This window comes from Xylophilus sp. ASV27, assembly GCF_016428875.1.
Taxonomy (GTDB): Bacteria; Pseudomonadota; Gammaproteobacteria; order Burkholderiales; family Burkholderiaceae_C; genus Xylophilus.
In genome coordinates this window covers 1-12,023 of sequence record NZ_JAELTO010000016.1, presented here as the reverse complement: position 1 = coordinate 12,023, position 12,023 = coordinate 1, and the positions used below count along the sequence as shown (strand labels likewise).

General features: G+C 67.8%; 12 protein-coding genes. 5 read left to right on the top strand and 7 right to left on the bottom strand.

Going from position 1 to position 12,023, the window contains the following annotated elements:
• Positions 1–20: 20 nt before the first annotated feature.
• From JHD63_RS05505 to JHD63_RS05480, 6 genes are all read right to left on the bottom strand, one after another.
• Positions 21–299 carry an FAD assembly factor SdhE gene (locus tag JHD63_RS05505; RefSeq protein WP_370590400.1) on the bottom strand — a complete coding sequence of 93 codons (279 nt, stop codon included), beginning with the start codon at positions 297–299 and terminating at the stop codon, positions 21–23.
• The gene (locus tag JHD63_RS05500; RefSeq protein ID WP_198969739.1) at positions 299–1,003 is read right to left on the bottom strand and encodes a succinate dehydrogenase iron-sulfur subunit; all 705 of its coding nucleotides are present in this window, start codon (positions 1,001–1,003) and stop codon (positions 299–301) included. The genes JHD63_RS05505 and JHD63_RS05500 overlap by 1 nt, the downstream gene beginning before the upstream one ends.
• Before the next feature lie 34 nt (positions 1,004–1,037).
• Positions 1,038–2,846, bottom strand: coding sequence for a succinate dehydrogenase flavoprotein subunit (gene sdhA, locus JHD63_RS05495; RefSeq protein ID WP_198969738.1), 1,809 nt, complete (start codon positions 2,844–2,846; stop codon positions 1,038–1,040).
• Between the two features lie 5 nt (positions 2,847–2,851).
• Entirely contained in the window at positions 2,852–3,217 is a 366-nt protein-coding gene (gene sdhD / locus JHD63_RS05490) for a succinate dehydrogenase, hydrophobic membrane anchor protein (RefSeq protein ID WP_198969737.1), read from the bottom strand.
• A 19-nt stretch (positions 3,218–3,236) separates the two neighbouring features.
• A complete protein-coding gene (sdhC, locus tag JHD63_RS05485; RefSeq protein WP_198969736.1) occupies positions 3,237–3,671 on the bottom strand; it encodes a succinate dehydrogenase, cytochrome b556 subunit in 435 nt (144 codons plus the stop codon).
• A 147-nt stretch (positions 3,672–3,818) separates the two neighbouring features.
• Complete coding sequence (locus JHD63_RS05480; protein ID WP_233167674.1) at positions 3,819–4,607, bottom strand: GntR family transcriptional regulator; 789 nt, start codon at positions 4,605–4,607, stop codon at positions 3,819–3,821.
• A 232-nt stretch (positions 4,608–4,839) separates the two neighbouring features.
• Here JHD63_RS05480 and JHD63_RS05475 point away from each other — a divergent pair, with 232 nt between their 5' ends.
• From JHD63_RS05475 to acnB, 5 genes are all read left to right on the top strand, one after another.
• Entirely contained in the window at positions 4,840–5,826 is a 987-nt protein-coding gene (locus JHD63_RS05475; RefSeq protein ID WP_198969734.1) for a malate dehydrogenase, read from the top strand.
• A gap of 13 nt (positions 5,827–5,839) precedes the next feature.
• The gene (gene tam, locus JHD63_RS05470; RefSeq protein WP_198969733.1) at positions 5,840–6,616 is read left to right on the top strand and encodes a trans-aconitate 2-methyltransferase; all 777 of its coding nucleotides are present in this window, start codon (positions 5,840–5,842) and stop codon (positions 6,614–6,616) included.
• Entirely contained in the window at positions 6,613–7,671 is a 1,059-nt protein-coding gene (locus tag JHD63_RS05465) for an HpcH/HpaI aldolase/citrate lyase family protein (protein WP_198969732.1), read from the top strand. Before tam ends, JHD63_RS05465 begins: the two co-directional genes overlap by 4 nt.
• A complete protein-coding gene (locus tag JHD63_RS05460) occupies positions 7,668–8,288 on the top strand; it encodes a hypothetical protein (RefSeq protein ID WP_198969731.1) in 621 nt (206 codons plus the stop codon). Before JHD63_RS05465 ends, JHD63_RS05460 begins: the two co-directional genes overlap by 4 nt.
• Positions 8,289–8,386: 98 nt before the next feature.
• Positions 8,387–10,972 (top strand): bifunctional aconitate hydratase 2/2-methylisocitrate dehydratase, encoded by a 2,586-nt coding sequence (acnB, locus tag JHD63_RS05455; protein ID WP_198969730.1) that lies wholly within the window; start codon positions 8,387–8,389, stop codon positions 10,970–10,972.
• Positions 10,973–11,165: 193 nt separating this feature from the next.
• Here acnB and tolA read toward each other — a convergent pair whose 3' ends face one another.
• Positions 11,166–11,966: a cell envelope integrity protein TolA gene (gene tolA / locus JHD63_RS05450; protein WP_198969729.1), complete on the bottom strand. Its 801-nt coding sequence runs from the start codon at positions 11,964–11,966 to the stop codon at positions 11,166–11,168.
• Between the last annotated feature and the right edge of the window lie 57 nt (positions 11,967–12,023).

Sequence of the window (12,023 nt, the reverse complement as noted above, 5' to 3'; positions counted from 1 at the left end):
TGTCCGGTGGGGGCATGCGCTCAGCGCCTGAGCATGTCCAGGACCTCGCATGCGGGCGCGGAGGCGGCGACGTCGCCTTCGGGCTCCTTGCGGCGCAGCATCAGGTCCATCAGGTCGTGGTCCGACAGGTCCATCAGCACTTCCATGCCTTCTGCCTGCCGCACCGTCAGGCCTTGCTCATGGCGGGCGAAGAAGCGCTCGATGAAAAGGTCGTTCTCCAGCAGCCCGCGCCGGCAGCGCCAGCGCAGCTTGCTCAGCGCTCTTTCGTCGAGCAGTGCAGCGTCGTCCGCCATGGCCATTACACCGCGCGGCGCACCATCAGTTCCTTGATCTTGCCAATGGCCTTGGTGGGGTTGAGGCCCTTGGGGCACACGTCCACGCAGTTCATGATGGTGTGGCAGCGGAACAGGCGGTACGGGTCTTCCAGGTTGTCCAGGCGCGCGGCGGTGGCTTCGTCGCGGCTGTCGGCGATGAAGCGGTAGGCCTGCAGCAGGCCGGCCGGGCCGACGAACTTGTCCGGGTTCCACCAGAAGCTCGGGCAGCTCGTGGAGCAGCTCGCGCACAGGATGCACTCGTACAGGCCGTCGAGCTCCTCGCGCTCCTCGGGCGACTGCAGGCGCTCCTTCTCCGGCGGCGGCGTATCGTTGACCAAGTAGGGCTTGATCGAGTGGTACTGGTTGAAGAAGTGCGTCATGTCCACGATCACGTCGCGGATCACGGGCAGGCCGGGCAGCGGCTTGATGACGATCGGGTCCTTCAGCGTGCGCAGGTTGGTGAGGCAGGCCAGGCCGTTCTTGCCGTTGATGTTCATCGCGTCGGAGCCGCACACGCCTTCGCGGCAGGAGCGGCGGAAGGCGATGCTCGGGTCGATGGCCTTGAGCTTGATCAGGGCGTCCAGCAGCATGCGTTCGTTGCCTTCGAGCTCGATCTCGATGGTCTGCATGTAGGGCTTGGCGTCCTTGTCCGGGTCGTAGCGGTAGATGTGGAACGTGCGCTTTTGCATGGTGCTTCTCGCTGGGGTGTTCTTCGGGGGCGGATCAGAACGTGCGGACCTTGGGCGGCACGGTATCGACGGTGAGCGGCTTCATGCGCACCGGCTTGTAGGCCAGGCTGTTGGTCGCGCTGTGCCAGAGGGTGTGCTTCATCCATTCCTTGTCGTTGCGGCCCAGCGGGAATTCCGCATCGTCCGCCGGACGCTCGTAGTCGTCCACCGTGTGTGCGCCGCGGCATTCCTTGCGCGCGGCGGCCGAGACCATGGTGGCCTGCGCCACTTCGATCAGGTTGTCGACTTCCAGCGCCTCGATGCGCGCGGTGTTGAACACCTTGGACTTGTCCTTGAGCGCGACGTTGGCCACGCGCTTGCGCAGTTCGGCGATCTTGACCACGCCCTGGTCCATGCTGGCCTGCTGGCGGAACACGCCGGCGTGCTGCTGCATGCAGGCGCGGATGTCGCCCGCCACGTCCTGCGCGTACTCGCCGGAGGCCGAGGTATCGAGCTGGTTCAGGCGCGCGAGCGTGCGATCGGCGGCATCGGCGGGTAGCGGCTTGTGCTCCTTGAGCTTGTCGTTGAACTCCACGATGTGGTTGCCCGCGGCGCGGCCGAACACCAGCAGGTCGAGCAGCGAGTTGGTGCCCAGGCGGTTGGCGCCGTGCACGCTGACGCAGGAGCATTCGCCCACGGCGTAGAGGCCGTGGACCACCACGCTCTCGTTGGCCTCGTTCTGCGTCACCACCTGGCCGTGGATGTTGGTCGGGATGCCGCCCATCTGGTAGTGGATGGTCGGCACCACGGGAATCGGCTCGCGGGTGATGTCGACGTTGGCGAAGTTGTGGCCGATCTCCTCCACCGAGGGCAGGCGCTTGCGGATGGTGTCCGCGCCCAGGTGGTCGAGCTTGAGCAGGATGTAGTCCTTGTTCGGGCCGCAGCCACGGCCTTCCTTGATTTCCTGGTCCATGCAGCGCGAGACGAAGTCGCGCGGCGCCAGGTCCTTCAGGGTCGGCGCGTAGCGCTCCATGAAGCGCTCGCCGTTGCTGTTGAGCAGGATCGCGCCTTCGCCGCGGCAGCCTTCGGTCAGCAGCACGCCGGCGCCGGCCACGCCGGTCGGGTGAAACTGCCAGAACTCCATGTCCTGTAGCGGGATGCCGGCGCGCGCGGCCATGCCCAGGCCGTCGCCGGTGTTGATGAAGGCGTTGGTCGAGGCCTGGAAGATGCGGCCCGCGCCGCCGGTGGCCAGCAGCACGGTCTTGGCCTGGAGGATGTGCAGGTCGCCGGTTTCCATTTCCAGCGCGGTCACGCCGACCACGTCGCCCTCGGCGTCGCGGATCAGGTCCAGCGCCATCCACTCGACGAAGAAATGGGTATGGGCTGACACGTTCTGCTGGTAGAGCGTGTGCAGCATGGCGTGGCCGGTGCGGTCGGCCGCGGCGCAGGCGCGCTGCACCGGCTTCTCGCCGTAGTTGGCGGTGTGGCCGCCGAACGGGCGCTGGTAGATGGTGCCGTCGGCATTGCGGTCGAACGGCATGCCGAAGTGCTCGAGCTCATACACCACCTTGGGCGCTTCGCGGCACATGAACTCGATCGCATCCTGGTCGCCGAGCCAGTCGGAGCCCTTGATGGTGTCGTAGAAGTGGTAGTGCCAGTTGTCCTCGCTCATGTTGCCGAGCGAGGCGCCGACCCCGCCCTGCGCGGCCACGGTGTGCGAACGGGTCGGGAACACCTTGGACAGCACGGCCACGTTCAGGCCGGCGCGGGCCAGCTGCAGCGAGGCGCGCATGCCGGAGCCGCCGGCACCGACGATGACGACGTCGAACTTGCGCTTGGTGAGGTTTTTCGTGGAATAGGTCATTTTGATCAGAGCCTCCAGAGCACCTGGATGGCCCAGCCGGCGCAGCCGACGAGCCAGGCGATGGAGAAAACTTGCAGGACGAGGCGGGCGGCGACAGACTTGACGTAGTCCATCCAGACGTCGCGTATGCCGATCCACACGTGGTAGAGCAGGGCGATGATGACGACCATGGTCAGCACCTTCATCCACTGCGCGGCAAAGATGCCGGCCCACAGGTCATAGCCGATCGGGCCCTTGGAGAAGATCAGGCTGGCGAGCAGGACGATGGTGAAGATCGCCATCAGGACCGCGGTGGCGCGCTGTGCGATCCAGTCGCGCAGGCCGTAGTGCGCGCCGACGACGAGGCGCTTGGAGCCGTAATTGACAGTCATGGTGCTTGCTCCCTGCGTTTCAATAGAGGCCGAACAGCTTGGCGCCGAGCACCAGCGCAAGGCCGATGCTCAACACCAGCGTGGCGGTGGCGGTGGTGGCGCCGGCCTTCTTCTCGACGGCGTGGTGGTTCACGTCCATCCAGAGGTGGCGCAGGCCGGCGATGAAGTGGTGCAGATAGGCCCAGATCAGCGCCAGCGCCACGATCTTGATGAACCAGCCCGGCACGAAGCCGATGCCCGCGTTGAAGGCAGCCTTGAAGCGTGAGAAGGAGATTTCGGAGGAGACCGAGGTGTCGAACATCCAGATGATGAACGGCATCAGCACGAACATGATCACCCCGCTGATGCGGTGAAGGATGGACACCAAGGCGGCGACCGGAAGCCGATACGTTCTCAGATCGGTTAAGGCGTTGATGTTGCGGAATTCAGGCCGCTTCTTGGCTAGCTCAGGCATGGGAGGGGCTTTCGTGGAGGTAACTGCGCTGTAATCTGGCGGTGCAGACAGCCCAAAATTCTATTGCAATGCACAAACGTCTTGAGAGGAAGCTTGCCGTATCTGACAGTTGAGCTCAGGTAGGGCCTTGCGCCGGCTCCTCGGCGCTCAGTTGAGTTCGTTGCGGTAGTGGTAACCCTCGGTCAGGTACAGGCCGCGGCGCAGCTCCATCGGCGTGTCCTTGTAGGTGTAGGCCAGGCGCTCGACGCTCAGCAGCGGCGTACCGGGCGCCACCTGCAGCAGGGCGGCCACTTCGTCGGCGGCGGCCACGGCGCGCAGCTTCTCCGTGGCGCGCACCATGCGCACGCCGAATTCGAGTTCGAACATCGCATAGGTGGGGCCCTGGTAGTCGGCCATGCGGGCGGCGGTCAGTCCCTTGAAGGGCTGGCCCGGCAGCCACAGGTCCTCCAGGATGGTCGGCTTGCCGCCAAAGGCCAGCACGCGGCGCGCCTGCAGCACGGGTTCGCCCGAGCGCAGGCCCAGCAGCCGGGCCACGTCGGCCGAGGCGCGCATGCGCCGGCAGTCCAGCACGCGCCGCTCGGCGGGCGCGGGCTCGCCGGTGTCGGGCAGCAGGCTCAGGAAGCGAAACTGCACCTGCCGCTCCGTGTGGGTGGCGACGAAGGTGCCCTTGCCCTGGCGCCGCAGCAGCAGGTTTTCGGCCGCGAGTTCGTCGATCGCCTTGCGCACCGTGCCCTGGCTGACGCGAAAGCGCGCCGCCAGGTCCATCTCGCTGGGGATGGCCTCGCCCGGCTTCCAGTCGCCGGCCTGCAGCCGCTGCAGGATCAGGCCTTTGATCTGCTGGTACAGCGGGCTGAATGCCGGCGCGCCGCGCTCCGTGGTGCTGTCGCTCACGAGTGCGTCGGACGGGGCTTCGGCGGCGGAAGGGAGGATGTGCATCGTGGCTGGACGGGGGAGGGGTGTGGCCACCCCTTTCGGCGCGGCTGCCCGGTCGGTTCCGGGCAACCGATCGATCATATCTTATATAAGATACAAGACAAATTGACCGCGCTTCGGAATCGGCAGTAAACTCCGCGGCTGTCCCGACCGGCCGTTTTTTCGCATCCGCAGACCGGTGCCCGGCGCAGGCGCATGGCCGGGCCGCTTTCATCCCTATCCTGGAGCTTTTCCCATGAGCAAGACCCCTGTCCGCGTTGCCGTCACCGGCGCCGCTGGCCAAATCGGCTACGCCCTGCTGTTTCGCATCGCCTCCGGCGAAATGCTGGGCAAGGACCAGCCCGTCATTCTGCAACTCCTGGAAATCCCGGACGAAAAGGCCCAGAAGGCGCTCAAGGGCGTGATCATGGAGCTGGAAGACTGCGCCTTCCCGCTGCTGGCCGGCGTGATCCCCACGGGCGACCCGCTGGTCGCGTTCAAGGACGCCGACTACGCGCTGCTGGTCGGCGCCCGTCCGCGCGGCCCCGGCATGGAGCGCGCCGACCTGCTGGCCGCCAACGCGCAGATTTTCACGGCCCAGGGCAAGGCGCTGGACCAGGTCGCCAGCCGCAACGTCAAGGTGCTGGTGGTCGGCAACCCGGCCAACACCAATGCCTACATCGCCATGAAGAGCGCGCCCAGCCTGCCGCGCGAGAACTTCACCGCCATGCTGCGCCTGGACCACAACCGCGCCGCCAGCCAGATCGCGGCCAAGACCGGCACCAAGGTCGGCGACATCGAGAAGCTCACCGTCTGGGGCAACCATTCGCCCACCATGTACGCCGACTACCGCTTCGCCACCGTCGGCGGCAAGAACGTCAAGGACCTGATCAACGACCAGGTCTGGAACGCCGAGGTGTTCCTGCCCACCGTCGGCAAGCGCGGCGCGGCGATCATCGAGGCGCGCGGCCTGTCCTCCGCCGCCTCCGCCGCCAATGCCGCCATCGACCACATGCGCGACTGGGCGCTTGGCTCGCAAGGCAAGTGGGTCACCATGGGCGTGCCCTCGAACGGCGAATACGGCATCCCGAAGGACGTGATCTTCGGCTTCCCGGTCACCACCGAGGGCGGCAGGTACAAGATCGTCGAGGGCCTGGCCATCGACGCGTTCAGCCAGGAGCGCATCGACAAGACCCTGGCGGAACTGCAGGGCGAACAGGACGGCGTGAAGCACCTGCTCTGATCCGCCGAAGCCCATGCTCGACTGGAATCCCGCGCTCTACCGCCGCTACGAGGACGAGCGCACCCGGCCCGCGCGGGATCTGCTGGCCCGGGTGCCGCTGGCCGAGGCGGCCCTGGTGGTCGACCTGGGCTGCGGGCCGGGCAACTCCACCGAGCTGCTGGTCGAGCGCTTCCCCGGGGCGCAGGTCACGGGAACCGACAACTCCGAGGCCATGCTGGCCAGCGCGCGCGAGCGTCTGCCGCAGGCCCGCTTCGAGCTCGGCGACATCGCGGCCTGGGCGCCGCGAGATGCGCCCACTCTCATCTTTGCCAATGCGTCGCTGCAATGGGTGCCGGATCACGAGACGCTGATCCCGCGCCTGTTCGACGCGCTGGCCCCGGGCGGCGTGTTGGCCGTCCAGATGCCGGACAACCGCCAGGAGCCCACGCACCGCCTGATGCGCGCCGTGGCGGCGCAGGCGCCCTGGGCCGCGCCCATCGGCGACGCCGAACGGCTGCGCACCCCCTTGCTCGGCCTGGGCCGGTACTACGACCTGCTGGCGCCCGAGGCGGCCGACGTCGACATCTGGCACACCATCTACCAGCACCGCATGGCCGACGCCGCGGCCATCGTCGAATGGGTGCGCGGCACGGGCCTGAAGCCCTTCGTGGACCGGCTGCCGGCCGATCTGAAGGCGAGCTACCTGGACGAATACCAGCGCCGCGTGGACGCGGCCTACCCGGCGCACGCCGACGGCCGGCGGCTGCTGGCCTTCCCGCGCATGTTCATCGTGGCGCAGAAGAAGGCATGACGAGCGCCGCCGTCCATCCCGCCGAGGTGTTGCTGGGGGCGCAGGCCGGAGCGGTGACGCTGCCGGTGTGCGACCACTACAGCGGCGTCGAGTCCCGCATGAAGAAGAGCCTGCAACTGCAGGCCGAGATGACGGCCGAGTTCGGCGTCTGCCCTTTCGACGTCACGCTCGACTGCGAGGACGGCGCCCCGGTCGGCGGCGAGGCCGAGCATGCGGCCCTGGTGACCGAACTGGCGCTGGCCGCCGCGGCCGGCGCCCGCGTGGCGGTGCGCGTGCACCCGGTGGACCACCCCGCCTTCGAGGCCGACGTGGCCGCGATCGTCGGGCGCGCCGGTGCGCGGCTGGCGCATGTGATGCTGCCCAAGGTCGAGTCCGTGGCCGACGTCGAGCGCGCCGCGCGGGCGCTGGACGCGGCCGGCGCGCCGCAACTGGCGCTGCAGGCCCTGATCGAATCCCCCGGCGCGGTGCACCGTGCCTTCGGCATCGCGGCGCATCCGCGCATCCAGTCGCTGAGCTTCGGGCTGATGGATTTCGTCTCCGCCCACGCCGGCGCCATTCCTGCGGACGGCATGGCCGCTGCGGGCCAGTTCACCCATCCGCTGGTGGTGCGGGCCAAGCTGGAGATCGCCTCCGCTGCGCACGCCAGCGGCAAGGTCCCCTCGCATTGCGTGGTGACCGAATTCGGCAACGCCGAGGCGATCCGCAGCGCGGCCCGCCGCGCGGCGCGCGAGTTCGGATACACCCGCATGTGGAGCATCCACCCGGCGCAGATCCGGCCCATCCTCGAGGCATTCGCCCCCGATCCACGCGAAGTGGACACGGCCGCGCAGATCCTCCTGGCGGCCGAACGCGCCGACTGGGCGCCCGTCAGTTTCGACGGGCACCTGCACGACCGCGCCAGCTACCGCCATTTCTGGCAGGTGCTGGAGCGGGCCCGGCGCACCGGCCGGCCACTGCCACACGAGGCGCGGCGCTGGATGGCGCCCTCGGCCTGGGACACCATGCGGCAGCACGCAACCCCGTCATACCCTGCGACCTTCAAGGAGCACCCATGAAGAAAACTCTCCTCGCCATTGCTTTCGGCGCCCTGGCCATTCCCGGCCTGGTGCTGGCCCAGGCCGCCGACGGCGCGCCCGCCAAGAAGGCAGTCGACGCCACCAAGCCCGCGGCCAAACCCGCCCCCAAGCACGCCTCTGCCGCGGCTGCCAAGCCCAAGCACAAGCCGGCGATCACGCGCCGCGCCGCCAAGGCGGTCGAGGAAGTCACGCCGATCAGCGACGACACCAACGTCACCCTGAGCGAAGCCGACCTGGCCGTGGCGCAGCGCGTCTTTGCCGGCCCGATCAAGTGCGAACTGGGCGCCAACGTGCTGATCACGCCCGACGAGAAGAAGCCGGGCTTCTTCACCGTGCAGACCGCCAAGGTGCGCTACCGCATGCATCCGGTGGAAAGCCGCACCGGGGCGATCCGCCTGGAAGACCCCAGGGCCGGCGCCATGTGGCTGCAGTTGGGCAACAAGTCCATGCTCATGAACCAGAAGATCGGCGAGCGCCTGGCGGACGAATGCCAGAGCCCGCAACAGGTGGCGGTGGCCGAGGAACTCAGGAAGAACCCGCCGCGCAGCCTGCTGGAGCCGCTCGATCCGAAGCCCGCCACCGACGCCCAGAAATAACGGCGACGCTGAACAGGTCCCCGCGCACCCGAGGGACTTGGCAGCGCTGCCCAAGGCCGTCTGCGCCGTCCCGCATCACTACGACCCCCGGAGAAAAAATGTTGCAAGCCTACCGTGACCATGTCGCCGAACGCGCGGCGCTCGGCATTCCGCCGCTACCGCTGTCGGCCCGGCAGACCGCCGAGCTGATCGAGCTGATCAAGACCGCCAGCGCCGCCGACCCGGACGGCCTGCTGGACTTGCTGACGCACCGCGTGCCGGCCGGCGTGGACGATGCGGCCAAGGTCAAGGCGAGCTACCTGGCCGCCGTGGCGCACGGCACCGAGAAGACGGCCCTGATCAGTCGCGCCAAGGCGACCGAACTGCTGGGCACAATGCTCGGCGGCTACAACATCAGCCCGCTGATCGACCTGCTGGACGACGCCGAAGTCGGCGGCGTCGCGGCCGAAGGGCTGAAGAAGACGCTGCTGATGTTCGACCAGTTCCACGACGTCAAGGAAAAGGCCGATCAGGGCAACGCCAACGCCCGCGCCGTGCTGCAGAGCTGGGCCGATGCCGAATGGTTCACCAGCCGCCCCGAGGTGCCGCAGAGCATCCGGCTCACGGTGTTCAAGGTCGCGGGCGAAACCAACACCGACGACCTGTCGCCCGCGCCCGATGCCTGGAGCCGCCCGGACATCCCGCTGCACGCGCTGGCCATGCTCAAGAACAAGCGCGAGGGCATCACGCCCGAGGAGGACGGCAAGCGCGGTCCGGTCAAGTTCATCGAGGACCTGCGTGCGCGCGGCAACCTGGTCGCCTACGTGGGCGACGTGGTGGGCACCGGCTCCAGCCGCAAGTCGGCCACCAACTCGGTGCTGTGGTTCACCGGCGAGGACATCCCCTTCGTGCCGAACAAGCGCTTCGGCGGCGTCTGCCTGGGCGCCAAGATCGCCCCGATCTTCTACAACACCATGGAAGACGCCGGCGCGCTGCCGATCGAGCTGGACGTCAGCCAGATGAACATGGGCGACGTGGTCGAGCTGCGCCCCTACGAGGGCAAGGCGCTCAAGGACGGCAAGGTGATCGCCGAGTTCACCGTCAAGAGCGACGTCCTGTTCGACGAGGTGCGCGCCGGCGGCCGCATTCCGCTGATCATCGGCCGCGGCCTGACGGCCAAGGCGCGCGAGGCCCTGGGCCTGCCGGTGTCCACGCTGTTCCGCCTGCCGCAGAATCCCAAGGCCACGGGCAAGGGCTTCACGCTGGCGCAGAAGATGGTCGGCCGCGCCTGCGGCCTGCCGGAAGGCCAGGGCATGCTGCCCGGCACCTACTGCGAACCGAAGATGACCTCGGTCGGCTCGCAGGACACCACCGGCCCGATGACCCGCGACGAGTTGAAGGACCTGGCCTGCCTGGGCTTCAGCGCCGACCTGGTGATGCAGTCCTTCTGCCACACCGCGGCCTACCCGAAGCCGGTGGACGTCAAGACCCACCACGAGCTGCCCGAATTCATCAGCAACCGCGGCGGCATCTCGCTCAAGCCGGGCGACGGCATCATCCACAGCTGGCTCAACCGCATGCTGCTGCCCGACACCGTGGGCACCGGCGGCGACAGCCACACGCGCTTCCCGATCGGCATCAGCTTCCCCGCGGGCTCGGGCCTGGTGGCCTTTGCCGCGGCCACCGGCGTCATGCCGCTGGACATGCCCGAGTCGGTGCTGGTGCGCTTCAAGGGCACGATGCAGCCCGGCGTCACGCTGCGCGACCTGGTGCACGCGATCCCGCTGTATGCGATCAAGGCCGGCCTGCTGACGGTCGAGAAGAAGGGCAAGAAGAACATCTTCTCCGGCCGCATCCTGGAGATCGAAGGCCTGCCCGACCTCAAGGCCGAACAGGCGTTCGAGCTGGCCGACGCCTCGGCCGAGCGCTCGGCCGCAGGCTGCACCATCAAGCTCAACAAGGAACCGATCATCGAGTACATCAACAGCAACATCGTGCTGCTGAAGAACATGATCGCCCAGGGCTACCAGGACAAGCGCACCATTGCGCGCCGCATCAAGGCCATGGAAGCCTGGCTGGCCAACCCGCAGCTGCTCGAAGCCGACGCCGACGCCGAATACGCCGCCGTGATCGAGATCGACCTGAACGAGATCACCGAGCCCATCGTCTGCTGCCCCAACGACCCTGACGACGCCAAGACGCTGAGCGACGTGGCCGGCGGCAAGATCGACGAAGTCTTCATCGGCTCGTGCATGACCAACATCGGCCACTTCCGCGCCGCCTCCAAGCTGCTCGAAGGCAGGAAGGACATCCCGGTCAAGCTGTGGATGGCCCCGCCCACCAAGATGGACGCGCAGCAGCTCACCGAAGAGGGCCACTACGGCGTGTTCGGCGCCGCCGGCGCGCGCATGGAAATGCCGGGCTGCTCGCTGTGCATGGGCAACCAGGCGCAGGTCAAGGAAGGCGCCACGGTCATGTCCACCAGCACCCGCAACTTCCCCAACCGCCTGGGCAAGAACACCAACGTGTACCTGGGCTCGGCCGAACTGGCCGCGATCTGCTCCAAGCTCGGCCGCATCCCGACGCGCGAGGAGTACCTGAGCGACATCGGCGTGATCAACGCCAACGGCGACAAGATCTACCAGTACCTGAACTTCGACCAGATCCAGGAGTTCAAGGACGTGGCGGAAACCGTCGCCGCCTGAGCCCGCGGCAGGGCGTCGGCCCTGCGCGGCGCCTGCTGAGAAAAAGCCCGCACGGCAAGCGCGTGCGGGCTTTTTTCGTTTTGTTTTGCTATGCAATCCATAGCTATATGCCTTAGAAGAATCTAGGCTTCAGATAGAAAAGTATCTGAAACGAAGACGGCTCCAAGGCTTCATGCTATGAATACTGAATGGCTCAGTCCCTCGGCCGGAAACCGATCACCAGCGAGGAGGGCACCCGGCCGTCGATGTCGCGCGGCAGCGTCTCGGTCTTGTCGATGGCCTTGAGCACCGCGTCGTCCCAGGCCGGGTTGCCGCTGGACTTGGTCAGGCGGCGGCCGACGATGGTGCCGTCCGGCGCGGCGCGCACCTCGACCTCGGCGCGCGGGTTGCCCGGCGCGTCGTCGGAGAACACGATGTTGGGCCGCACCTTGGCCGCCACCTTGCCGCCGTAGGAGCCGGAAGGTCCCGAGGAGCGCAGATCGCTGCCGGTGGCCGTGGCTCCGCCGGTGGCGCCGGCCAGGCCCTGCAGGCGTTTGATGTTGGCCAGCCGCTCGGCCTCCAGCCGCTTGGCTTCCTGCTGCGCCTTGGCCTGCTCCTGCTTCTTCTTCTCTTCGGCGGCCTGCTGCTGCTTCTGCTTGTCGAGCTGGGCCTGCTTCTCGCGCGCTTCCTTCTCTCGCGCTTCCTTTTCGCGGGCCGCCTTCTCGGCCTTTTCCCTTTCGGCCCGCTCTTTCTCCGCCTTGGCCGCCTTCTCGGCTTTTTCGGCCTTCTCGCGTTCCTCTTTCTGCTTCTGCAGCCGGGCCTGTTCGAGCTGCTGCTGGCGCAGTTTCTCGCGCTGCTGCTGTTCCTTCTGGCGCTGCAGGGCGATGTCGGCGTCGCGCGTGTCGGGTACAGGCGCGGGTGCGGGCGGCGGAGGGGGCGGCGCCGGTGCCGGGACGGGGGCCGGCGCGGGCGGCTGCGGTGGGGGCGGCGGCGTCGGCCTGTCTCTTATACACATCTAAAAAGGGGGGGGGGGGGGGGGGGGGGGGGGGGGGGGGGGGGGGGGGGGGGGGGG

Coding starts and splice junctions, on each gene's coding strand:
- sdhD (WP_198969737.1), bottom strand. CDS start 3,217: ATGACTGTCAATTACGGCTCCAAGCGCCTCGTCGTCGGCGCGCACTAC.
- JHD63_RS05475 (WP_198969734.1), top strand. CDS start 4,840: ATGAGCAAGACCCCTGTCCGCGTTGCCGTCACCGGCGCCGCTGGCCAA.
- JHD63_RS05480 (WP_233167674.1), bottom strand. CDS start 4,607: ATGCACATCCTCCCTTCCGCCGCCGAAGCCCCGTCCGACGCACTCGTG.
- tam (WP_198969733.1), top strand. CDS start 5,840: ATGCTCGACTGGAATCCCGCGCTCTACCGCCGCTACGAGGACGAGCGC.
- JHD63_RS05500 (WP_198969739.1), bottom strand. CDS start 1,003: ATGCAAAAGCGCACGTTCCACATCTACCGCTACGACCCGGACAAGGAC.
- sdhA (WP_198969738.1), bottom strand. CDS start 2,846: ATGACCTATTCCACGAAAAACCTCACCAAGCGCAAGTTCGACGTCGTC.
- JHD63_RS05460 (WP_198969731.1), top strand. CDS start 7,668: ATGAAGAAAACTCTCCTCGCCATTGCTTTCGGCGCCCTGGCCATTCCC.
- tolA (WP_198969729.1), bottom strand. CDS start 11,966: ATGTGTATAAGAGACAGGCCGACGCCGCCGCCCCCACCGCAGCCGCCC.
- acnB (WP_198969730.1), top strand. CDS start 8,387: ATGTTGCAAGCCTACCGTGACCATGTCGCCGAACGCGCGGCGCTCGGC.
- JHD63_RS05465 (WP_198969732.1), top strand. CDS start 6,613: ATGACGAGCGCCGCCGTCCATCCCGCCGAGGTGTTGCTGGGGGCGCAG.
- JHD63_RS05505 (WP_370590400.1), bottom strand. CDS start 299: ATGGCCATGGCGGACGACGCTGCACTGCTCGACGAAAGAGCGCTGAGC.
- sdhC (WP_198969736.1), bottom strand. CDS start 3,671: ATGCCTGAGCTAGCCAAGAAGCGGCCTGAATTCCGCAACATCAACGCC.